Here is a 21,582-nt window from a genome sequence, read left to right on the forward strand (position 1 = left end):
CGAGCCACAACCACCTCCCGCACTCGACATGCGGGACCAGCCTCGCCGATCAGACCGACCGATCGATTACCGGGTCAACCCTCCGAGACGCGCCACTAGTCCGCGCTGTCGACGAAGGACAGCATGTCGTCGGACCGATGGGTGGGCAGATTGTCCCATATGAGCATGATGGCGCGCCGAGTTGGCGATGTGCCGCGATGAGCAGGTCGCGGTAGTCGGTCTAGGCGAAGCTGCGGCGCCCGCCGCGTCCGGTGCACAGTCGAGGGCGATGGATCAGTCGTGAGCGTTGACCAGTCTTGTAGCGGGTCAGGGCGGCGACCGATAGTTGACGCCGTGCCCCGGCTCGCACCCGGATCACCGGGGTGCGACCGCGGAGCACCCAGGCGCGAGAGGCCAGCGGCGTCATCGCCATGCCGGATTCGTCTTCGAAGACGTTCCGAGCGTCGAGCGCCGCCGCAGCGCTTCCACCTGCGACCACGTGTCCTTCACCCAACCGGCCACCGCCTGGTCGTCGCGTTGCACCGCCCGCCGTACCGGCACTGGCGCGTCCAGCTGTGCCGTCGCAGCACCACTAAACGCCCAATGCACAGGCGTGATCACTGGCTGCATAGGTTGACGTCCTCCGGGGACTCGAAACTGTGCAGCTACTGCCGAGTCCTTCGCATATACCGGCCGACACGACGAGAATTTCGAAACGCTACGCCCCTCTGCGGTTCCCAGCTCGCCAGCGGAGCCTGCCCGCCCAACAACCTGTCCGACCCCATACTGTGGTCGGACATGCCCCGGAACATCACCTCAGCTTGACTCTGTCGGTGATCTTGGAACGGTCGGTGTGTCGTGGAGGGTGACCGGTAGGTAACAGCGAGGCTTCAGGGAGTCGGTGAAGTCGCGATGCTCCCTGAGGTGGTCAGATGTCGTTACCGGTCGGTCCCCGGTCCGCGGTGGAGGTCCCGGAACTCACCGCGCGGATGGCGCGAGCCAGCAATCCCAGTGGTACGACGGCGATGTGGGTGCGTGACCGCCTCGACGGCCTGTGGAAGGACGAGGACTTCGCCGACTGCTACTCGCGTAACGGGCGCCCTGGTCTCTCGCCGGCCCAGTTGGCCACGGTGAGCGTGCTGCAGTTCCTGCTGGGCCTGTCCGACCGCGGCGCCGCGGAGGCCGTGCGCTGCCGCATCGACTTCAAGTACGCGCTCGGCTTGGAGCTGCACGATCCCGGCTTCCATCACAGCGTGCTCGGCGACTTCCGCGACCGCCTCCTACGGGCCGGCCGGGCGGACCACCTCCTCGATGTCGCCCTGGCCCGTCTGAAGGACGCCGGACTGGTCCGCGAGCGCACCACCCAGCGCACCGACTCCACCCACGTCCTGGCCGCCGTGCGCGACCTGACCCGCCTCGAATTGGTGACAGAGGCGGTGCGTGCGGCCTTGGAGGAACTCGCCCGCGTCGCCGATCATGCGCTGCACGGGCTGGTCGACGAGCACTGGGGCCGCCGCTACGGCCGCCCCGTACGTTTGGGCAAGAACCCGACCCGACCCAAGAGCAGGATCAACGCCACCGGGGCGGACGCCCGCCACCTGCTCGAACACCTCAGCCACAACCATCCCGGCCTGCTGGACATCTTCCAGGTCCAGGCTCTGCGGCAGGTGCTGGTGCAGAACTACCACCGGGATGCCGTGGGCCGCCTGCGGTGGCGTGAGGACGAGGAGGGCAGCGGTCTTCCGCCGTCTGCGAATCGGATCGTCTCGCCCTACGACCCGACGGCGCGCTACGCGCGTCGTGGGCAGGTCACCCGCTGGCAGGGGTTCCTCGCGCACGTGACCGAGACCTGCTCCGGCGACAGCCCGAACGTGATCACCGATGTGGCGACCATGCCTGCCACCAGCTCCGACGCCGGGGTCCTGCCCGGCATCCACACCAGACTGCAACACCGCGGCCTACGCCCCGGACCGGCATCTGGTCGACGGCGGCTACACCTCCTTGGTCCACTTGGAGCAGGCCGAACGCGAACACCGGATCACCGGCATCGGACCACTCCCGGGAAACCCCACCCACCAGCACTGGAAGGGCGAAGGCTTCGCCCGCGACGACTTCCGCATCGACTTCGACCGCCGCCAGGTCACCTGCCCACAAGGCCAGGTCAGCCGAGGCCGGCACGGCCCCTACCCGACTTCCTCGCCGACCGCAGCCCCGCTGATCGTGGCCCGCTTCACCAAGGGCCAGTGGCAGCCCTGCCCGGTCCGAGCCCGGTGCACCACCTCCCGTGATTCCGCGCGCAGCGTGGGCTTCCCTCCGAAAGAGCTGCTCGAACTGCAGCTGCGCAACCGCGCCGAACGGCAGGAACCTGCCTGGCACAAGCGCTACGCGGTGCGTTCCGGCATCGAGGGGACCATTTTCGAGTTCACCCACGGTCATGGCATGCGCCGCTGCCGCTACCGGGGACAGAGCAAAACCCACCTACAGCACGTGCTCACCGCCATCGTGGTCAACATTGAACGCCTCAGCCGGCACCCTCCCGGAACAAGCGCGCCCGCACGACCACCGACGGCTTTCCAGGACTACCTCGATGAGCAGGACATCCCGCGCCTGCGTTCCTGGCGAGCCGCCAGCTGACACAGCAGCGACAAGATCACCGACAGAGTCAAGCTTAGTCCTCAAGTTCGGAGAGTGAAGATTCAATCACTTGTCGCTGTTCGACGAACTCCGAACACCTCAGCGCCGATCGCAAGAAATACACGGCCCGCTGCCTGAGGTCTCCACTCGAAATTCCACACATGAAAATTAGATCCACACAGGCCGAACGAGAATGGACATTCTCCCCGGTTTCCAGAATCTCGACATATGCAGGAAACCCAAGGCGCACCTCCTTCAGGCACTTCTCCGCAGACACCATTCCGTAGACAAGCGGATCCCTTTCATCCACCTCACCACCGGAGATATCGGCAAGCAGACCCAAGATGATATCCTCAGCCAACGGCGAACAGCACCACAAGGCATGCACCAAGCTTGATGCCACTGCAGGTGCGGCCTCAGACAACAGCTCGTTATCGAAAATTTCCTTCTGGATACGCGCCTGCGCTTCTTCCGCCACTTGCCGATCGGTCGCAGTGACAAGCTCACGGATGGCAGCTTCGAGGAGGTGGGCGTCACCACGGACTCCCCGCAGCGACGCCCACCTGTGCCGCCCTAGTTCAAACTCCACTATCTCCCACTCAGTCGAAGAGTCTCAAAACGTCGGCGTCAAAGACAGTCCCTGATCCTTGGAACCCACCTCTGCCGAACTGCCCCTCGCACGAGACACAGATGTTAATCTGCTGCCCCGTGCGCGGACGTACCGCAGAGGTGAACACGATCTTCGACGGATCTCCACCGAGTTTGTTCACCACGCATACCTCGGCGCACACACCCTTGACCGACTCCCCGGCCGTATACTGTCCGGTCTCGACATTGTAGCCTGCGGTCACAACTGCTGGGCGTTTGCTTTGTGACAGCCCCTTGACGCTGTTGGCATATGAATCGCGAAGCTCTTCAGCTCTGGACATCAACTCGTCTGGCGACAGGCCTGCTCCGTCACGCACCTCGCTGCCGCAGTTGTGAACCAGGGCAGATGCCGTTCCGGCGACCACGTAGTAGGTGTGGACGCCGTCAACCGTTAGGTCGTAGGTGCGTTGTGCTCCGCTGTAGGCACGGACCGCATCGATCTGGACATGCGTTCCCGCTGCCGTGCGGAGGAGTGCACCCGGCTGTAGGTGCTTGGCTTCGACCCAGCGGCCTTGAGTGACCGACCAGAACGGGTGGTTGTCGGTCGTCTTGACGGTGTGCTGTCCACTGTCGTCACGGACGGTGACGACGACGTGGGACTTGTCGTGGTCGGTCCGGATCGAACGGGTCACCTGACGGCGTTCCGTCTTGCCAGCGCCGGGGTCGGTGACCTGCACGGTGTCGCCCGGCTTCACCTGTTCGATCGGCTTGGTCGTACCATCCGCCAGCAGGACGCGGGTTCCAGCTGGGAAACTGTGGCAGTCCTTCGGCTTCTTCTTTGTCGCCGCTTTAGCTTTGGCGGCAACGGCCTTGGCACGTTCAGCGGCCTTCGCCGCCGCCTTCTTGGCGGCCTCTTCGGCTATCGCACGGGCCCTCGCGGCCTTCTCCGCAGCCGCCTTGGCTGCGGCCGCCGCTGCTGCCTTGGCGGCTTCGGCAGCTTTCTCCGCGCCTTGGATGATGGCGCGGGCCCACTTGATCTCTTGGAAGAAGGTGACGACGGCTTTGCCGGCGCGGAAGATGGCTTCGGCGATCTTCTTGGCCTTGAAGATCTTGCCCCAGGGCAGGGCGCCGATGACCACGGAGACGCAGGCGCCGATGTCGCCCTTGGCGTAGGCGTAGGCGGAGATGGCGGGCCCGGGTTGGGGCATGGGGTCGGTGCTGGTGAAGCGTCCGGTGTCGGGGTTGTAGTTGCGGGCCCGGAGGTAGTAGTTGCCCCCGCCCGAGGTGGAGTCCTGGTAGGCGCCGGTGTACTTCAGCGGGTTCGCCGGGCCGGACGGGTCACCCGGCTTGAGGGTGCCGCCTTCGCGCGGGTTGCCGAACGGGTCGTAGTCGTAGCCCGCTTCGGGTACGCCGTCGGGGCTGAGCATGTTGGCCACGCCGCCGAGCCAGTCGTGCGTGTAGGAGTGGGCGCCCGTGCCGGGGTCGAGCAGGGCCAACGGCTCGTCGTCCGGTCCGTAGGTGAAGCCCCGGCGTTCGGTGGTGGCGCCGGCGGCGTTGGTGGTGGTGTCGAGGGCGATCTGCGGCAGGGTGCCGTTGACGTCCCAGCTCCAGCGCTGGGTGGTGGTGGCCTGGCCAGCGCCGGAAGTGGCGGTCAGGCGCAGGCCGGTGGCGTCGTAGGCGAACGCGGTGGTGCGCCCACCGGTGGTGGCACTGGCCAGGGTGTTGTCGAGGTTGTAGGTGAAGGTGTCGCGGCCGGCTTTGGTCTGGTTGCCGTTGATGTCGTAGTCGAAGTCGGTGACCGTGCTGGGCCACCCGTTCGTCTCGCCGTCGGGCGCGTTGGCGACGTCGGCGCGGTGCTGGGTGACGATGCGCTTGCGGAGCTGGTCGGCGGCGTCGTAGTGGTAACGGGTGGTGTCGCTGCCGGCGGTGCCGGTGCGCTTCTGGGTGAGGCGGTTGCCGACCAGGTCGTAGCTGTAGTCGATGCGCCCGGCGGCCTGCGCATGCTGATTGCAGTTGGTGGCGGCGTAGCAGGCGGAGGTGACGCGGTCGGCCGGGTCGTAGGCGTAGGCGACGGCCTCGGACACCCCGCCGCGGGTCGTGGTGACCTTGATCGGGTTGCCGACCGGGTCCAGGTCGAGCTGGTAGGCGGAAATCGGATCTTGTACGTCGGCCGGTGGGCCGGTGCCGGGGGTGCGGTCGGTGCCGATGGTGGTGAGGCGGCCGGCGTCGTCGTAGGTTCGCCGTTCCACCAGGCCGGTGCCCTGGGGCAGGGTGGTGCTGGTGCGACGGCCCGCGATGTCGTAGCCGAACCGCCACGTGGCCGCGTCGGCGCCCGCGCTGCCGCCGTTCACGGCCAGTTCGGACAGGCGACTGTCGGCGTCGTAGCCGCTGGTGACGCGGGTGCCGTCGGGGTAGGCGCGGGCGGTGATGTTGCCGCGCACGTCGTAGTCGTAGTCGAACGTCTCGCTGCGCCCGGCCGCCTCTTCGCGGGTGACGCGGGTGATCTGGTCCTCGTCGTCGTAGGAGACCTTGCGCACGCCGAGCGGGTCGCCGTAGGCGGTGATGCGGTCCTTGGCGTCGTAGCCCCAGGTGTACTTCGGTCCGTTGTCGCCCAGGGCTCGGTCGGTGCGGCGGCCGACGATGTCGTAGGTGTCGACGATGGTGCGCTTGGCGCGTTCGGCGTCGCTGAGGCGTTCGTGCTCGCCGCGGGTGATTGCGGCGACGAGGTTGTTCTCGACGTCGTAGGTGGCTTCGACGCGGCGGCCGAGTGGGTCGGTGGTGCTGGTGGGGCGTCCGGCTCGGTCGTAGTCGATGCGGCGGACGTGGTGGTTGGGGTCGCGGATCGCCGCGAGCAGGCCGTCGTGGTGGTAGCTGTAGACGGTGGCGTCGTTGTGCGGTGCGTGCGGGTGGTAGCGGGCGTCGGGAGCGTGGACGCTCTCGATCTGGTTGTCCTCGCGGTACCGGTAGTGGGTGGTGTGCTGGTTGGCGTCGGTGACCGAGGTGAGCCGGTTGTTCGCGTCGTAGGCCGAGACCGTGGTGTGGTCGAGGGGGTCGATGACCTTGGTGCGGTTGCCCGCCAGGTCGTACTCGAAGTGGGTGGTGAACCGCTCGCGGTCGGCGCCCTCGACGTTGCCGCGCGGTTCGGTGACGCTGGCGAGCAGGCCGTCGTCGCTGTAGGTCCAGGTGGTGACGCCGCCGGTGGCGTTCTCCTGGCGGATCTTGTTGCCGGCCTCGTCGTAGGTCGACTTCGTGGTGTTGCGCCCGGCGTCCGTGTTCGAGGTTTGCCGGCCGTTGCGGTCGTAGCCCATGGTCAGGCTGCGGCCCAGGGTGTCCTTGGTCTCGGTGACCTGACCGGTGTTGTCCCGCTGGAAGGTGGACGGCTTGTTGAATTCGTCCACGGTGGACGTGGTGCGGTCCAGTTCGTCGACCTTGATGTCCTTGTGGACGACCTTGCCGCCCGGGTACGGGCGGGAGATGCGCACGAGGTTGTCGTTGGCGTCGTAGCGGTAGGTGGTGGTGAAGTCCGCTTCGACGGCGCCCGGCACGTTGCCGCGGGGCGAGATCGTCTGGTGCAGCAGGCCCTTGGCGTTGTACCGGTAGGCGGTGACGATGTCCTGCTCGCCGCGTCCCATCTCGATCCGTACCGCGGCGCGGCGCCCGGCGTTGGTGTAGGTGATCGAGGTGGTCTTGCGCGGATCGGTGACCTTCGCCAGCCGTCCGTTGTCGAGGTAGTGGTACTCGACCTTCACGTGCTCGGGGTTGACGGTGCTGGAGACCCGGCCGACCTCGTCGTAGTTCGTGCGCCACGGGTGGTGCTTGCCAGGCTCGGACACCTCGACCACGCGGTCCTGCGCGTCGAAGCGGTATTCGGTGGTGAACGCCCGCCGGTCGGCGCCTTGCACCGTCCCGCGCGGGTCGGTCGAGGTGATCCGGCGGCCGGTGGCGTCGTACTTGGCCTCCGTGCGCCTGCCTTCCGGCGAAATCACCGCCGCGAGCAGCCCGGAATTGGTCTGTCCGGCCGGGATGTGCTCGAAGCGGGTGACCTTGCCGCGCTGGTCGGTCGTGGTGGTGCGCAGGCCGCGCTCGTCGTAGGCGTAGTTGATCGAGTGGTTCTCGGCGTCGGTGCTGCGGATCAGCTCGTTGAACTCGTTGTAGGTGTTCTTCCAGACGTTGCCCTTGGCGTCGACGAACTCGATCGGGTTGTTGCGCTCGTCGTACTTGGTCTTCTCGTCGAAGCCCTGCGGTGCGGTGCGCCGGGTCGGGTTGCCGTTGGCGTCGTGCTGCGACTCGTGCTGGTTGTGGTTGCCGTTGACGAGCAGGTTGCGGTTGAGCGAGCCGTCGTAGCGGTGGTTGTCCGTGTCACCCGCGCCGCGCCTGCTGTAGAGCAGGACGTTGCCGCGGTAACCGTCGCGGACCACCACGCCGTCCGCGTCAGTGGTCGTCGCCTCCTGCTCGCCCGCGTTCCAGACGAACGTGGTGGCGTTGCCGACGGCGTCGAGCTGGCGCGCCATCCGCCCGGCCGCGTCGTACTCGTTGCGCACCAAGGTGGTCCGGTGAGGCTGCGGGTCCATCACGTCGACCAGCCGGCCTTCGGCGGAGTAGCCGTAGCGCCATTGGCCGGCGCGGGCGTCCTTATAGACCGCCAACCTGCCGGCCGCGTCGTACTCGTACTGGACCTTGCGGTGGTCGGGCAACGTGATCGAGCGGATCAAGCCGCCCTCGACCCGCGCACGCACCACCCGACCCGACGGATCGGTGATCGTGATCTCCTGCTCGCCGTACGCGAGCGTCACGCCCACGCCACGCGGCGTGCGGATCGACACCAGGCGACCCTGCGCGTCGAAGCCGTACACCAACTGGCCCACCGTGACCAGTTCCCAGCCGGCATCGGTCTTGCGCAACGTCGAACGCACACCCGGCGGACGCTGGTAGCCGCCGTCGACCAGCCGGTACAGCACGCTCGCGCCGTCGTCCGCCAGCACGATCGCGCCGTCGTCGGTCTGCGTCACGCGCATGCCGTACGACCACGCCCACCCCGGACCGAACAGACCCGCAGCGGTCAACGTCGAGGAGTACACCCGGGTGGAGGAGAACGGGACGCCGAACGACGCCATCGCCAGATCCGGCTCGATGCGGGTGAACGCGCCGGTCGCCGTGTTCACGCCGTCACCGCGGAACGCCTGCCGCGCGGCGGTCGTGCTCAACGCCGACCCGCAACCACAACCGGACGTCTGCTCGACCGGGATCGGCGGCGGTTCGACCGTCGTGCGCGGACGCGTGTTCGGCCCGGGCGCGGACACCAACTCGCCGCCTTCGTCCAGGATGGCGGCCAGCGTGACGAAGTACTCCTTGGCCGGATCGAGGACCCAACCCTCACGGCCGCCGAACGTGCGGCAGAACTGCCGCACCACCCCACAGGGAGTCCCCAACTCCGACCGCGGCAACACCGTCGAGGCCTGCTCGGTACCAGTCGACGCTTCGAACACCCGCGCACGCCACGACGACCACGCCCGGTCGTCGTGGCGTACGTCGAAGTAGGCCACCAACGAGGTGTCACCCAGCGCGAACCCAGGGCGTGTCAGGACGCCAGCGAACACCTCCTCGGCGTTCTTCGCCGCGGCCTGGCCCGGCTTGCGCACGCGCTCCCAGTCCTCGGCGGACAGGCGCACCGGCTCACCACCGGCCTCGACACCCGTCGGCACGACCGGCGGCCACTGCTCCGGCGGAACCGCCTCGTCCGGACGTGCGGACTCCGGCGCCGGTCTGTCCACCGGCCCCGGCCCCGCCGTCACCCCGGGCACCTCGCCCGCCACCGCACGCGCCCACGTCACCGGTTGCAGCAGGCTCGCCGCCACCAACAGCACGCACACCGCTGCCAACCAACGAATCCGGCTCATCCGAATCGTCCCCGGTTCCGTCACCGCTCCCCCAAATCCCAAATTCGATCGATACGCGAATCGTGCGCAGCACAAAACCGGACATGAAGGAACTGGCTGAAACCGACACGACACGTCGAATCAGCCGATACATGCCAGGACGCAACCACAGGAACGAAGCCCCTGGAGCCACCCGGACGAGCCGTTCTCGCCCATATGGACCCAGCGACTACAACGTCAGAAATTTCCACCGAACAGCATGAATATCCCCCCGGATGTCAAAGTGATCAACTCACCGCCGAGACGGCAGTGCCGTGCCATTGAAGCGGAAAACCGGCAACCAAAGACACGACCGACCGAGTGAATCCACGACAAGCAGTCATCGCGACCAGGAATCGTCAGCGTAATCGATAAAGGCCCTCGCGACCTGCAACAACGGCGCGATCCCGGCGAGAACGGCAGTAATCCGCAGAATTCGGACACGAACCCCAGCAGTCCCACAACGCACCCCGACAGCGAACTGATCATCACCGGAGACAAACCCTGTCCTGCACCGAAGCAGGCGACAAGGTGTGCGCTTGAAGCGCACCGAGCAGCGGACCAGTGGCAAGCAAGTGCTGGCGGTGCGACGAACGACAGTGAGCCCTTTCCAACCTGATGGTGTGGACCTGTGACCGTGGTGCAGACGCGGCGAAGCTCCTGGTAGATGACTTCTCGACCAAGAGCAAGGCCATCGCCAGGAGCTTCGAGTGCTTGTCTACCCATCCGCGATCGACCTGTCCAGTTCACACCTCCAGTTCCTCGCTCGTGAGCTGACCGCGCATCGACGGCGGATCGACAGCAGGTGGCGACGCCTGAATCCCGGACGTCAGGCCCTGCTGGTCTTGGCGCATCTGCGCTGCGGCGACACCTACAGCCGCCTGGCGGCCGGGTTCGGCATCGGCTTGGCCACCGTCTGCCGCTACGTCCACGAGGCGGTCCGGCTTCTGGCCGCCCTCGCGCCGGATCTCACCGAGGCGACGCGGGTCGCCGCGCGCAAGGCGTACGTCATCCTCGACGGCACTCTGCTGCGCATCGACCGGATCGCCGCCGATCGTCCCTTCTACTCGGGAAAGCACAAGCGGCACGGCATGAACATCCAAGTCCTGGCTGATCCGGCCGGGCGACTGCTGTGAACCTCGCCGGCACTGCCGGGCTCGGTCCACGATCTGACCGCGGCCCGCACCCACGGCATCGTCGATGCCCTCACCGTGGCCGACATCGACTGCTGGGCCGACAAGGCCTACCGAGGGGCGGGCGGTCCGTTTCGCGTGCCCTACCGGGGCAGGTGGCACAACCTCTCGCGCGGACAGCAGGCGGTCAACCGCTCCCACGCCCGCATCCACGCCCTGGGCGAACGTGCCGTCTCGATCCTCAAAGCCTGGCGGTTACTGCGCAGGCTCCGCTGCTCCACCACCCGCATCACCGACCTGACCCGAGCCGTCCTCGCACTCCACCTCGCCGCCGGATGAGGTTGGAAAGGGCTCAGTGACGGGTCCTGATCATGGAGCCCATGTGGTGTCTTGTCGACAAGTGCCGTGAACCAGACCTGTGGTGACGTCGCCGGTGGTCGCGGCGTGGTCGCACGCTCGTGTTCCACCTCCACCTCGGGAGGTGGAACGCGAAAGAAGGTCATGATGAGCAACCCTCAACATGGGCGCGTGTGTCGACGGTGCGGCTGCCGGGATGGCGCGGGCAGGCAGCTCGGCACCCGGTGCCCCGACCTGGCGGGCGGTAGGCACGGCGGTGGGCGTTCGCGGTCGACCTGCCGTCGCTGGACGGGTGTCCGGACCTTGCGGCGCAGCGGTTTCGCCACCACGACAGAAGCTCAGGCGGCGTCGGGCAAGGTGCTGGAGTACGAGCGGACCGGCATCGTCGCCGACGACAAGCAGACCGTCGCCGACTATCTGACCGCTGGCTGCGCGATAAGGCGTCAGCGCTCAAGCCGACAACCACGGCCCGCTACCGCGACTATGTCTTCAAGGATCTCGTTCCCGCCCCGGGCGCGGTGCGGCTGGACGCGCTCAGCCACCAGCACATCGCGCTGTTCATCCACGACCGGCTGGCCGCCGGACGCGGTCCGGTCACCATGCGGCGCTGCATTGCCACCCTGTCCAGCGCCCTGACCGACGCCGTCCGTTAACGGCGGTTAACGCACAACCCTGCCCGCTACGTCCTGGTACCGCGGCCTCCGAAGTACGAACACACCTGCTGGTCACCGACCGAGACTGCAAGTCCCGACCGTGTTCGACGCGTCCTAGCCGACGCCGGCATCCAAGTCGTCTTCAGGGTCCGCAGCGACGGGGCGGGTCTGTCAAACGAGCGGCTCTGGCCCGTAGTCGGTGGTGACGTCGAGTAACCAGCCATGATCATGATCTTGTGATGGATGTCGACTCCCTTGTGCGGACGGTGTTTTCCGGATTGTCGGCGCTGGTTGTCCAGGACGTGGCAGAGAGCGGCGGCATGGTGGCGGTCACGGCCCGTACTCGGGTTGTGCCCGTGGCGTGTCCGGTGTGCGGGACCCCGACGGCGAAGGTGCACGGATACCACCATCGGACGCTGAAGGACGTGCCGGTCGACGGCCGTCAGGTCGTCGTGCACCTGCGCGTGCGGCGGCTGGTCTGCCCGGCTCGGAGTTGCCTGCGGCAGACCTTCCGGGAGCAGGTTCCCGGACTGCTGGAACGCCACCAGCGCCGCACGGTGCGGCTTGTCCGGCAGATATCCCATGTGGCGCAGGAGTTATGCGGTCGGGCGGCCGCACGGCTGGCCGGAGTGCTCGCCGTGCCGGTGTCCCGCAGCACCGCGTTGCGCCGTCTGCGACGCCTGCCGCTGCCCGAGCTGACGGTTCCGCGGGTGATCGGCGTGGACGACTTCGCCCTGTGCCGCCGCCACCGCTACGCCACGATCGTCATCGACGCCGAGACCGGCCGACGTGTCGCGGTCCTGCCCGGCCGCGACGCCGCCACTCTGGAGACCTGGTTGCGCGAGCATCCCGGTGTCGAGGTCGTGTGCCGGGACGGCTCGGCCACCTACGCCGAGGCCGTCCGCCGCGCTCTGCCTGACGCGGTGCAGGTCGGCGACCGATGGCACCTGTGGCGCAATCTCTGCGACAAGGTCTTGGTCGAAGTCCGCGCGCATGCCGGGTGTTGGGCCACCGTCAACCCGTCCCGCCCCGGCGGAGTCCACGAGCAGACCGTCCGCGAACGCTGGAACAAGGTCCACGAGCTGCTCGGCCGGGGCGTCGGCCTGCTCGACTGTTCACGGCGCCTCGGCGTGGCTCTGAACACCGTCAAACGCTACGCCCGCATGCCCGAACCCCAAACCTTGCGCATCGCCCCCACCTACCGCCCGACCCTCGTCGACCCCTACCGCGACCATCTGCGCGCCCGCCGCGCGGCCGACCCCGCGGTCCCTGTCACCCAGCTGCTCGCCGAGATCCGCGAGTCGGGCTACACCGGCAGCGCCAACCTGCTGATCCGCTACCTCAACCAGGGTCGCGCCGAAGGCGACCGCCCGGTCACGACCTCCCGTCACGCCAGCCGGCTCCTGCTCACCAAACCCGACAACCTGCGCGCGAAGGACACGGCGCTGCTGGAGCAGATCACCATGGCGTGCCCGGAGATGGCCGCACTCGCCGATCTGGTGCGCGGCTTCGCCGCCCTGCTGACACCGGCCGCGGGCAACGACGCGAAACTCACCGACTGGATCGCGGCGGCCCGCGCCGTCGACCTGCCGCACTTGCGCAGTCTCACCAACGGTCTCGAGATCGACCGGTCCGCTGTGGACGCCGCTCTCACCCTGCCCTACCACAACGGTCGCACCGAAGGCGTCAACACCCGCACCAAAAGGATCATGAGGCAGATGCACGGACGCGCCGGATTCGACCTCCTCCGCCACCGCATCCTCCTGCCCTGACAAACGCCCAGCGTCACCACCGGCTACGGGCCAGAGCCGATCACGAGATAGACCCATGCAGGCCGACCGACTCCTCCAGTACGACGCACTATGCGGAGATGGTAATGCCGAAGCGCAGTGGAGCCCGAACTAAAATCGAGGCACTTCTACGACAAGAAGATGCGGCAGGCCGTGGACGGTCCGTCACCCTCCGCCCACCGCCTAGCCACTCACTCCGACGGTTGGAGCCCAAACCGGCATTCGACCACCAGGCTACCGCTATAGATCCGCTGGTCAGACCTGTTCCCATCCTTTGGCGCTCCTGCCGGGGATTCGAACCTGCGCAGCCATCCGACATGCCGTACCCCTTGCCCATCCGGCGGTGGCGTGGACGTCGTCCACGGGCGCCACCGGGGTGCGTCGACGTGGCAGCCGAACGGGTCGATGTGCCGTAGTGCGCCACTGCAGCGCCGTGCCGCCGCCACTGCGGCGACCGCCGGGTACGCGTGATCCGCAGTCTGCGTCCGATCGCGTCGGTTCAGGTCCACCAGGCGGCCGTATCGGCAGGTCAGAGCGCGTTTGGGACGCTCGGCGCACAGTGGAAGCGGTTCACCCCAACGGGTGGCGTTTGGCGTCGGTTGGCCGGATTCACCCGTTCGGGACGACCCCATTTGGCGTTGGTCAAAGATCTGGAGCGACCCGCTCCTTATTTCGCTCCTAAACACCGTTCACCAAGATCGCAAAGTTACCGTTCCGTGACCGAATGAAGATCGATTCCAATGCACGAAAAAGCCCGCTGACCTGGGATTTCATCCAGATCGAGCGGGCTTCCTCTGACCGTCGGGACGACAGGATTTGAACCTGCGACCCCTTGACCCCCAGTCAAGTGCGCTACCAAGCTGCGCCACGTCCCGGCCGCACCCCGTTGCGGTGTGCGCGGTTAGCTTAGCGCACTCTTCAACGGGGCCCGACGCGACCCCCCGGCCTCGTCGATCAGGGGATCTACCTGGGGAAATGGCAGAGGCCCGCATGCGCGGGCCCCTGCGCTCCCCTCGGTCTCACCGCTCCCCCGGGTCGACGCCGTACCCACTATGCGTTCGCCGAGTTTCGTGCACTACCGCCGAAAGTCGAGTCATCTGCGTCAACTTTCGACGGACCCACCGGTAGCTTCGCGTGCACGGCGAAGCTGCCGTCGGCCCGCGCCGTCGTGGTCAGGCTGCCCCCGACGGACGTCACGCGTTCCCGCAGGCCATGCAGGCCGTGTCCTCCTCGATCCGCCACCGGCACGGGGGTCGTGGGTGGGCCGTTGATCACCGACACGTGCAGCTGTCCGTCCTGTTTCGACAGTCGCACTTGGACTGTGGCGCCGGGCGCGTGTTTCGTCACGTTGGTCAGTGCTTCCTGCACGATCCGGTACACCGCTCGGCCCGTTGCGGACGGTGGGGGTGGGGTGATTTTGTCCTCGTAGTGCACGGCCAGGCCGGCCGAGGTCGCCCGTTCGATCAGTGACGGGAGGCCTTCGTAGCCCGGTGTCGGCTCGGTGTTCAGCAACCCCAGGGCAGCGCGCATCTCGGACAGCGCTTCCTTCGCCAGCGCACGGAGGCGCAGCGCCGTCTCCCGAGTGCCGTCGTCGTCCGTGGTGGCCGCCAACGCCGCCGACTCCACCGCGATGAGGGTCGCGTGGTGCCCCACCGCGTCGTGGATCTCCCGCGCGATCCGGGCACGTTCGGACGCCCGCGCCCCGACCTCACGCGCCTCCAACTCGGCGGTGCGGGCGCGGGACGCTTCGGCGAGGCTCGCGGTCAGTTTGCGCCTGGTCGTGATCAGGGCTCCCAACGCCGTGGGCGCGCCCGACATGAAGAGGCTGAACGCGACGGTCAGGAGCGCGGAACCCAGGGCCAGGCGTTGGGTCACCACCACCAGGGCGGACGGGAGGATGGTCGCCAGCGCCACCAAGGTGATCATCATCCGCACCGACGACTTCCGACCCACCCGGTACATGGCCACGACGGTGGGCGGCCAGCCGAGTCCTCCGATCAGGCCCGGCAGGCACGCCAGTGCCGCCGGCCACGGCCGCCAACGGCGCACCGGCAGCAACAGGCACGCCGCCAGCGCCGTCGGGATCGACCACGCGTACGGCACGTGGTCGGCCATCAGCACCATCGCGGCGGGCACCAGGACGGCCAGGGCCTCCAGGAGGATCACCACGGGCCCACCTGGTGCGCCACTAGGGCCGCTTGCACGCGGTTCTCCACGCCGAGTTTCGTCAGCACGGTGGACACGTAGCTCTTCACCGTCGCCTCGCTCAGCCCCAGCGACGCGGCGATGGCGCTGTTCGGCTGCCCGCTCGCCAGCAGGCCGAGCACCTGGCGTTCACGCGCGCTCAGGCCGTCGAGCTGGCGGTTCTCCCGCAGCCGCGTCGCGCGCAGCTTCGGCAGCAGCCGGGCGGCGATCCGGGGATCCAGCACCGCCCCGCCGGCCGCCAGGTCGAGCACCGCCCTGACCAGGGCTTCCGGCTCGGCGTCCTTCAGCAGGAAACCCTGGGCGCCGAGTTCCAACGCGGTCGCCACGTAGTCGTCGAGGTCGAACGTTGTCAGCACCGCCAACGCGGGCGGGTCGGGCCAGGCCAGCATCGCCTTCAACGCGGTGAGGCCGTCCATCCCCGGCATCTGGACGTCCACCAGCGCCACGTCCGGCCGGAACCGCCGCACGACGTCCAGCAGCCCGGCGCCGTCCGCGGCCTCGGCCACGACCTCCACCCGTCCGTCGGCTTCCAGCAGCACCTTCAGCCCTCGGCGGAGGAGCGCTTCGTCGTCAGCGAGGACCAATCGCACCGGCACGACGCCAGGCAACCGCATTCCGCCTGCCGGAGCAACCGATCACTTCTTGAGGCGCTTCTCCCGCACCCGCACCGAGATCCGCACCGGGCTGCCCGCGAACCCGAAGTCCTCGCGCAGCCTCCGCTCGATGAACCGCCGGTACCCCGCCTCCAGGAAACCGGTCGTGAACAGCACGAACGTCGGCGGCCGGGTGCCTGCCTGGGTGGCGAACAGCACCTTGGGCTGCTTGCCGCTGCGCACCGGCGGCGGGGTGGCGGCGATCAGGTCGGTCAGCCACGAGTTCAGCTGGCCGGTGGGGATGCGGGTGTCCCAGGACTTCAGCGCCGTCCGCAGCGCGGGCGCGAGCTTGCGCACCGCGCGTCCCGTCAGCGCCGAGATGTTGACCTTCTCGGCCCACGGCACCCGGACCAGCCCTCGTTCCAGCTCACGCACCATGTCGTGCCGCCGGTCCTCGTCCACGAGGTCCCACTTGTTGAACGCCAGCACGCACGCCCGACCGGATTCCACGACCATCGTCAGCACCCGCAGGTCCTGCTCGCTGATCGGTTCGGCCGCGTCCAGCAGCACGATGGCCACCTCGGCGGACTCGATCGCGGCCTTGGTGCGCAGCGACGCGTAGTACTCGGCGCCGGACGCGAAGTTCACCCGTTTGCGGAGACCGGCGGTGTCGACGAAGCGCCACATCTCGTCGTCCAGCTCCACCAGCGAGTCGACCGGGTCGACGGTGGTGCCGGCGACCTCGTGCACGACGGACCGGTTCTCGCCGGTCAGCCGGTTCAGCAGGGACGACTTGCCGACGTTCGGCCGGCCGACCAGGGCCACCCGGCGCGGGCCGCCGCGCACCGCTTCGAACGTCTCGCGCGGCGTCTCCGGCAGCGCCTTCAGGATCGCGTCGAGCATGTCGCCCGATCCGCGCCCGTGCAGGCCGGACACCGGGATCGGCTCGCCGAGGCCGAGCGACCACAGCGATGCGACCTCGGCGACCAGCCGCTCGTCGTCCACCTTGTTCGCCACCAGCAGCACGGGCCGCTTGGACCGGCGCAGCAGCTTCACGGCGGCTTCGTCGTTGGTCGTCGCGCCGACGGTCGCGTCCACGACGAACAGGATCGCGTCGGCGGTGGCCATGGCCAGTTCGGCCTGCGCGGCGACGGCGGCCATCATGCCGACTGCGTCGGGTTCCCAGCCGCCGGTGTCGACCACGGTGAACTTGCGGCCGTTCCACAGCGCGTCGTACGCCACCCGGTCACGGGTGACGCCCGGCACGTCCTGCACGACCGCTTCACGGCGGCCGATGATGCGGTTGACCAGGGTCGACTTGCCCACGTTCGGCCGGCCGACCACGGCCAGCACGGGCATCGGGGGCGCGCCGCCCTCCTCGCCCTCGACCTCCTCGTCGAACGCGGTCCAGTCGGACTCGTCCGCCCAGGTGCCGTCCAAGTCCGTCATCTAACTTCTCCTCGCTGACTGTCTAGCTCGGCCACAAGAGTGGCCAAGCGGTCGCGGACCTGCTCGGTGGCCTTCACGAGCGCCTGACGACCTTTGTCGGTCGGCAGCTCGAAAGGCTCGCCCACGAGCACGTCCACCACGGGCCGGAACCGCCGTCCGGTGCCGTCCGGGCGCCGGGTGCCCCGGCACGCGACGGGCACGACGACCGCGCCGGTCGAGCGGGCGAGCCACGCCGCGCCGCGCTGGGCCTCGGCCACGTCGCCCGCGCCGCGGGTGCCCTCGGGGAACACGCCCACCACGCCACCGGCCCGCAGCACCTTCTGCGCCGCGAGCAACGGCGCCCGGTCGGGCTCGCCGCGCCGCACGGCCAGCTGGCCGATCTTGCGCAGCAGCGTGCCCACCACGCCCTTGAACATCTCCTGCTTGATCAAGAACACCACACGTCGGGGCAGGACGCCGAACAATATCGGCCCGTCCGCCATCGAGCTGTGGTTCGCCACGACGACCACGGGGCCTTCCGCCGGCATCCGCGACACGTGGTGCGACCGCACCCGGAACGGTGTCCGGGCAGGTCCGCGCGCGATCCACCGCCCGATGTCGTGCAGCCGGGCGGAGGCACCGCCGGGGAGCTGGTCGGTCACCCGCGCACCCGTCCGCTCGGCTGGGCCAGCAGCCCGTGGTCGCCCACCAGTCCCATCAACGCCGCCAGCGTGCCGGCGAGGTCGAGCGACGTCGTGTCCAGCACCACCGCGTCGTCCGCCGCGCGCAGCGGCGACACCGCGCGCGTCGAGTCGTAGGTGTCGCGCCGCTGCACGTCGGCGAGCGTCGCGTCCAGCGTCGACTGGCGCCCGGACGCACTGTCCTGCTTGGCACGGCGCTGGGCGCGAGCCTCGGCGTCGGCCGTCAGGTACACCTTGAGGGGCGCGTCGGGCACGACGGCGGTGCCGATGTCACGGCCTTCCACCACGATGCCGCCCACCTCCGCCAGCGCCTCCGCGATGATCCGGCGCTGCTCGGCGACGAGCTGCGCGCGCACCGCGGGCACGGCGGAGACCGGTGACACGGCGAGCGTCACCTCGGGGCCGCGGATCTCCGCGCCGACGTCCTCGCCGTCCAGGGAAGTGGTCGACCGGTCGGGGTCGGTGCCCTGGACGAGCACCGCGTCCCGCGCCACCGCGGCCACGGCCGCCGGGTCCGCGAGGTCGACGCCGGCGCGCAGCACGGCCAGCGTCACCGCCCGGTACATCGCGCCCGTGTCCAGGTAACGGGCGCCCAGACCGGCCGCGAGCCGTCGCGCCGCTGAGGACTTGCCGGTGCCGGACGGCCCGTCCAGGGCCACCACGCCACGCAGCTCACCGTGTCCCACGGGTTGGTCCTCCTCAATGCGACGACGGTCGTCAACCTCCAATTGTGCCTGGTGCGGCCCGTCACACCCGCATCAGGTGGCCCGACCGTCAGTCGAGATCGGCGAGCAGCAGCCCGCTGCGCGGCTTGGGCGTGAAGTAGGTGCTCTTGCGGGGCATCCGGCCGCCCGCCGCGTGCACCGCCAGCACGTCCGCGAGCGGCACGGGCGCGATCAGCAGCAGGGCGTCCGCGTCGACGGGCGCGCCGCCGGTCACCGGGCGCACGTGCGGGCTCTCCGGGTCGAGCCCGAGCGCCTTGTCCAGCAGCACGGTCTCCACGAACGCGTGGTCGGCGCCCGGCGGCAGCTCGACCCGCACGGCGCTCGAACCGGCCACCGCGACCACCACCCCCGGCGACGGGCGGGTCGTGGCGTCGACCTGCGTCACCCTCAGCCCGGCCGAGCGCCACGCGGCGGTGAGGTCGGCCAACGTCAGCCCGGTGCCCGCCAACGCCCGGTGGATCGGCCCGATCCGGAGGTCGGGACCGGCGGTGACCAGCGCCAGCAGGCCGGACAGCCCGGCCGTCGCGGCCACCCGGTGGTTGCCGTCGGCCACCATCAGCGGGTGCTCCCCGGCGGCGGCGAGCAGGGCGTCCTGGCGTTCGCCCGGTCCGACCAGCCACAGCCAGTGCCGCCGCCCGCCGGGGTCGACCACGGACACGGCGGGCTCGTCGTCCACCTGCGCCACGAGCTCCGTCAGCCGGACTTCACGGCCCACCGGCACGAGCATCGCCGCGCTCGTCAGGCAGCCGAGGCCGGACAGCACCCGGGTGCGCTCGGCGACGACGTCCGGGTAGACGTCCTCGGTGTGCCCGACCGCCGCCGGGTCGACCATGCACAGCAGCCCGTACGCGGTGCCGTCCGGGCCGTCCACCCGGTAGGGCGCGACCACGTCCCGCACCTCGCGGTAGGCGCTGCGACGCAGGTGGGCGAGTTCGGCGCGGGCCTGGGGCAGGGCGTCGAGCAGGCTCGACCCGGCGGCCAGCGCGGCGGGCGTGCGGTGCGGGTGCTGCACGGCGAGGAGCGTGCCGGGCCGGGCGCGGGCCAGTGCGGCGACGATCCGCTCCGGCTCGGCGAACTCGTCCACGTCCGGTCCGGGCACCCGGTCCCGCACCACCCATCCCCGGCTGATCGACCGAACACGTGTCATCCGCAGATTATGATCGGACGGGTGAACGTCGAGGTGACGCCGCTACCGGGGATCGGCACCCGCCAGGACTTCGTGATCCGCGCGGGCCGTCGGATCGGGGTGATCACGCACCGTGACGGCAAGTTCGAGCTGATCGTGTCGCACGAGGACGACCCTGACGGCTGCGCGGCCTCGATCGCGTTGACGCCGTCGGAGGCGAGCACCCTGGCCGGTCTGCTCGGTTCACCGCAGCTGGTGGCGCACCTGGAGGAGCAGCACCGCGAGGTCGCGGGCATCTCCACCAAGCAGTTCCCGATCATCCCCGGCTCCCGGTTCGACGGCAGCCCGCTGTCCGAGACGGAGCTGCGCACCCGCACCGGCGCGTCCATCGTCGCCGTCGTGCGCGCCGGTTCGGTGCACCCGTCGCCTCGCCCGGACTTCGTGTTCGCGGGCGGTGACCTCGTCGTCGTGGTCGGCACGTCGGACGGCCTGACAGCCGCCGCCGAGTTGCTGGGTGGTGGCTGAACACCTTGCACAACACCGCAATCGCACTGATCCAACTGGGTGCGGTCTTCTTCGGGCTGGGCCTGCTCGGCAAGATGGCGTGGCGGATCGGCATCTCCCCGATCCCGCTCTACCTGATCGGCGGCCTGGCCTTCGGGCAGGGCGGCCTGGTGCCGCTGCACGGCATCGAGGAGTTCTCGCACATCTCCAGCGAGATCGGCGTGATCCTGCTGCTGCTCCTGCTCGGCCTGGAGTACTCGGCCGCCGAGCTGATGACGGGGCTGAAGCGGTCGTGGACGGCCGGCGTCGTGGACATCGTGCTGAACGCGACGCCGGGCGTGATCGCCGCGCTGGTCCTGGGCTGGGGACCGGTCGGCGCGCTGGCGATGGGCGGCGTCACCTACATCTCGTCGTCCGGGATCATCGCGAAGGTGCTCGGCGACCTGGGCCGGCTGGGCAACCGGGAGACGCCGGTGGTGCTGTCGGTGCTGGTGTTCGAGGACCTGGCGATGGCGGTGTATCTGCCGATCCTGACCGCGGTGCTGGCGGGCGTGAGCTTCGTCGGCGGGCTGACCGCGGTGGGCGTCTCGTTGGTCGCGATCACCATCGTCCTGGTCATCGCGCTGAAGTTCGGCCGGTACGTGTCGGCTTTGGTGGACAGCCCCGAGCCCGAGGTGTTCCTGCTCAAGGTGCTGGGCGCGGCGCTGCTGGTCGCGGGCGTGGCGTCGGAGTTGCAGGTGTCCGCGGCCGTGGGCGCGTTCCTGCTGGGCATCGCGATCTCGGGGTCGACGGCGGAGAACGCCACCCGGATGCTGGAGCCGTTGCGCGACCTGTTCGCGGCGATGTTCTTCGTGGTGTTCGGGTTGAACACGGACCCGGCTTCGATCCCGCCGGTGCTGGGCTGGGCGGTCGCGCTGGCCGTGGTGACGACGTTGACGAAGGTCGCCACCGGGTGGTGGGCGGCGCGACGGCAGGGCATCGGCCGGATGGGCCGGGCGCGGGCGGGCGCGGCGCTGGTGGCGCGCGGCGAGTTCTCGATCGTGATCGCGTCGCTCACGGTGGCGTCCGGCGCGGTGGACGGCGAGTTGGCGGCGCTGGCGACGGCGTACGTGCTCCTCATGGCCGTGGTGGGTCCGGTCGCCGCCCGCGTGGTGGAGCCGTTGGCGCGGAAGTTCACCCGGAAGGCCGGGACGAGCACCGCGGTGGGGTGACCTGTATCTCCTGCCGGTCCGGTGCCTCCACTAGGGCATA

Annotated in this window: 13 protein-coding genes, 1 tRNA gene and 2 pseudogenes; 7 read left to right on the top strand and 9 right to left on the bottom strand. The window is 69.1% G+C overall.

The window, feature by feature from the left end; translation table 11 throughout:
* Positions 1 to 1,004: 1,004 nt before the first annotated feature.
* Both OQ02_RS46265 and OQ02_RS46270 read left to right on the top strand, forming a co-directional pair.
* Positions 1,005 to 1,277 (top strand): annotated as a pseudogene (locus OQ02_RS46265) (transposase); the annotation flags it as partial.
* 583 nt (positions 1,278 to 1,860) lie between these two features.
* Entirely contained in the window at positions 1,861 to 2,613 is a 753-nt protein-coding gene (locus tag OQ02_RS46270) for a transposase (RefSeq protein ID WP_231500343.1), read from the top strand.
* A 34-nt stretch (positions 2,614 to 2,647) separates the two neighbouring features.
* Here the strand turns inward: OQ02_RS46270 and OQ02_RS44360 are convergent, their stop codons facing one another.
* Both OQ02_RS44360 and OQ02_RS33760 read right to left on the bottom strand, forming a co-directional pair.
* Positions 2,648 to 3,091: a hypothetical protein gene (locus tag OQ02_RS44360; protein WP_156077478.1), complete on the bottom strand. Its 444-nt coding sequence runs from the start codon at positions 3,089 to 3,091 to the stop codon at positions 2,648 to 2,650.
* A 121-nt stretch (positions 3,092 to 3,212) separates the two neighbouring features.
* The gene (locus OQ02_RS33760; RefSeq protein WP_081916127.1) at positions 3,213 to 9,098 is read right to left on the bottom strand and encodes a polymorphic toxin-type HINT domain-containing protein; all 5,886 of its coding nucleotides are present in this window, start codon (positions 9,096 to 9,098) and stop codon (positions 3,213 to 3,215) included.
* Positions 9,099 to 9,826: 728 nt separating this feature from the next.
* On the opposite strand from OQ02_RS33760, the pseudogene OQ02_RS40405 reads away from it, so the two are divergent.
* The 3 genes and pseudogenes from OQ02_RS40405 (at position 9,827) to OQ02_RS33770 (ending at position 13,031) form a co-directional block, all read left to right on the top strand.
* Positions 9,827 to 10,588: pseudogene (locus tag OQ02_RS40405) on the top strand (transposase family protein).
* 536 nt (positions 10,589 to 11,124) lie between these two features.
* Positions 11,125 to 11,259 carry a hypothetical protein gene (locus OQ02_RS46835; protein WP_269321658.1) on the top strand — a complete coding sequence of 45 codons (135 nt, stop codon included), beginning with the start codon at positions 11,125 to 11,127 and terminating at the stop codon, positions 11,257 to 11,259.
* Positions 11,260 to 11,498: 239 nt separating this feature from the next.
* Positions 11,499 to 13,031, top strand: coding sequence for an ISL3 family transposase (locus OQ02_RS33770; protein WP_156077479.1), 1,533 nt, complete (start codon positions 11,499 to 11,501; stop codon positions 13,029 to 13,031).
* Between the two features lie 819 nt (positions 13,032 to 13,850).
* Here the strand turns inward: OQ02_RS33770 and OQ02_RS33775 are convergent.
* From OQ02_RS33775 to OQ02_RS33805, 7 genes are all read right to left on the bottom strand, one after another.
* Positions 13,851 to 13,924, bottom strand: a tRNA-Pro gene (locus tag OQ02_RS33775).
* 175 nt (positions 13,925 to 14,099) lie between these two features.
* The gene (locus tag OQ02_RS33780) at positions 14,100 to 15,218 is read right to left on the bottom strand and encodes a sensor histidine kinase (protein ID WP_033442727.1); all 1,119 of its coding nucleotides are present in this window, start codon (positions 15,216 to 15,218) and stop codon (positions 14,100 to 14,102) included.
* Positions 15,212 to 15,868 (bottom strand): response regulator, encoded by a 657-nt coding sequence (locus OQ02_RS33785; RefSeq protein ID WP_033442728.1) that lies wholly within the window; start codon positions 15,866 to 15,868, stop codon positions 15,212 to 15,214. The genes OQ02_RS33780 and OQ02_RS33785 overlap by 7 nt, the downstream gene beginning before the upstream one ends.
* Before the next feature lie 21 nt (positions 15,869 to 15,889).
* Positions 15,890 to 17,296 carry a ribosome biogenesis GTPase Der gene (der, locus tag OQ02_RS33790; RefSeq protein WP_033442729.1) on the bottom strand — a complete coding sequence of 469 codons (1,407 nt, stop codon included), beginning with the start codon at positions 17,294 to 17,296 and terminating at the stop codon, positions 15,890 to 15,892.
* A complete protein-coding gene (locus OQ02_RS33795; RefSeq protein WP_033442730.1) occupies positions 17,293 to 17,937 on the bottom strand; it encodes a lysophospholipid acyltransferase family protein in 645 nt (214 codons plus the stop codon). The genes der and OQ02_RS33795 overlap by 4 nt, the downstream gene beginning before the upstream one ends.
* Positions 17,934 to 18,662, bottom strand: coding sequence for a (d)CMP kinase (gene cmk, locus OQ02_RS33800; protein ID WP_033442731.1), 729 nt, complete (start codon positions 18,660 to 18,662; stop codon positions 17,934 to 17,936). The genes OQ02_RS33795 and cmk overlap by 4 nt, the downstream gene beginning before the upstream one ends.
* A gap of 88 nt (positions 18,663 to 18,750) precedes the next feature.
* Positions 18,751 to 19,848 (bottom strand): DUF1015 family protein, encoded by a 1,098-nt coding sequence (locus tag OQ02_RS33805; RefSeq protein WP_033442732.1) that lies wholly within the window; start codon positions 19,846 to 19,848, stop codon positions 18,751 to 18,753.
* 21 nt (positions 19,849 to 19,869) lie between these two features.
* On the opposite strand from OQ02_RS33805, the gene OQ02_RS33810 reads away from it, so the two are divergent.
* Positions 19,870 to 20,352, top strand: coding sequence for a cation:proton antiporter regulatory subunit (locus tag OQ02_RS33810; RefSeq protein WP_033442816.1), 483 nt, complete (start codon positions 19,870 to 19,872; stop codon positions 20,350 to 20,352).
* Between the two features lie 5 nt (positions 20,353 to 20,357).
* Positions 20,358 to 21,542 (top strand): cation:proton antiporter, encoded by a 1,185-nt coding sequence (locus OQ02_RS33815; protein ID WP_033442733.1) that lies wholly within the window; start codon positions 20,358 to 20,360, stop codon positions 21,540 to 21,542.
* The last annotated feature ends 40 nt before the right edge of the window (positions 21,543 to 21,582 follow it).

The sequence above is a fragment of the Saccharothrix sp. NRRL B-16314 genome (assembly GCF_000716595.1).
Taxonomy (GTDB): Bacteria; Actinomycetota; Actinomycetes; order Mycobacteriales; family Pseudonocardiaceae; genus Actinosynnema.

What these genes read in the sequence shown, in the direction of transcription:
- OQ02_RS33770 (WP_156077479.1), top strand. Translation starts at nt 11,499, where the DNA reads ATGGATGTCGACTCCCTTGTGCGGACGGTGTTTTCCGGATTGTCGGCG.
- OQ02_RS33785 (WP_033442728.1), bottom strand. Translation starts at nt 15,868, where the DNA reads ATGCGGTTGCCTGGCGTCGTGCCGGTGCGATTGGTCCTCGCTGACGAC.
- OQ02_RS46270 (WP_231500343.1), top strand. Translation starts at nt 1,861, where the DNA reads ATGTGGCGACCATGCCTGCCACCAGCTCCGACGCCGGGGTCCTGCCCG.
- der (WP_033442729.1), bottom strand. Translation starts at nt 17,296, where the DNA reads ATGACGGACTTGGACGGCACCTGGGCGGACGAGTCCGACTGGACCGCG.
- OQ02_RS33760 (WP_081916127.1), bottom strand. Translation starts at nt 9,098, where the DNA reads ATGAGCCGGATTCGTTGGTTGGCAGCGGTGTGCGTGCTGTTGGTGGCG.
- OQ02_RS33805 (WP_033442732.1), bottom strand. Translation starts at nt 19,848, where the DNA reads ATGACACGTGTTCGGTCGATCAGCCGGGGATGGGTGGTGCGGGACCGG.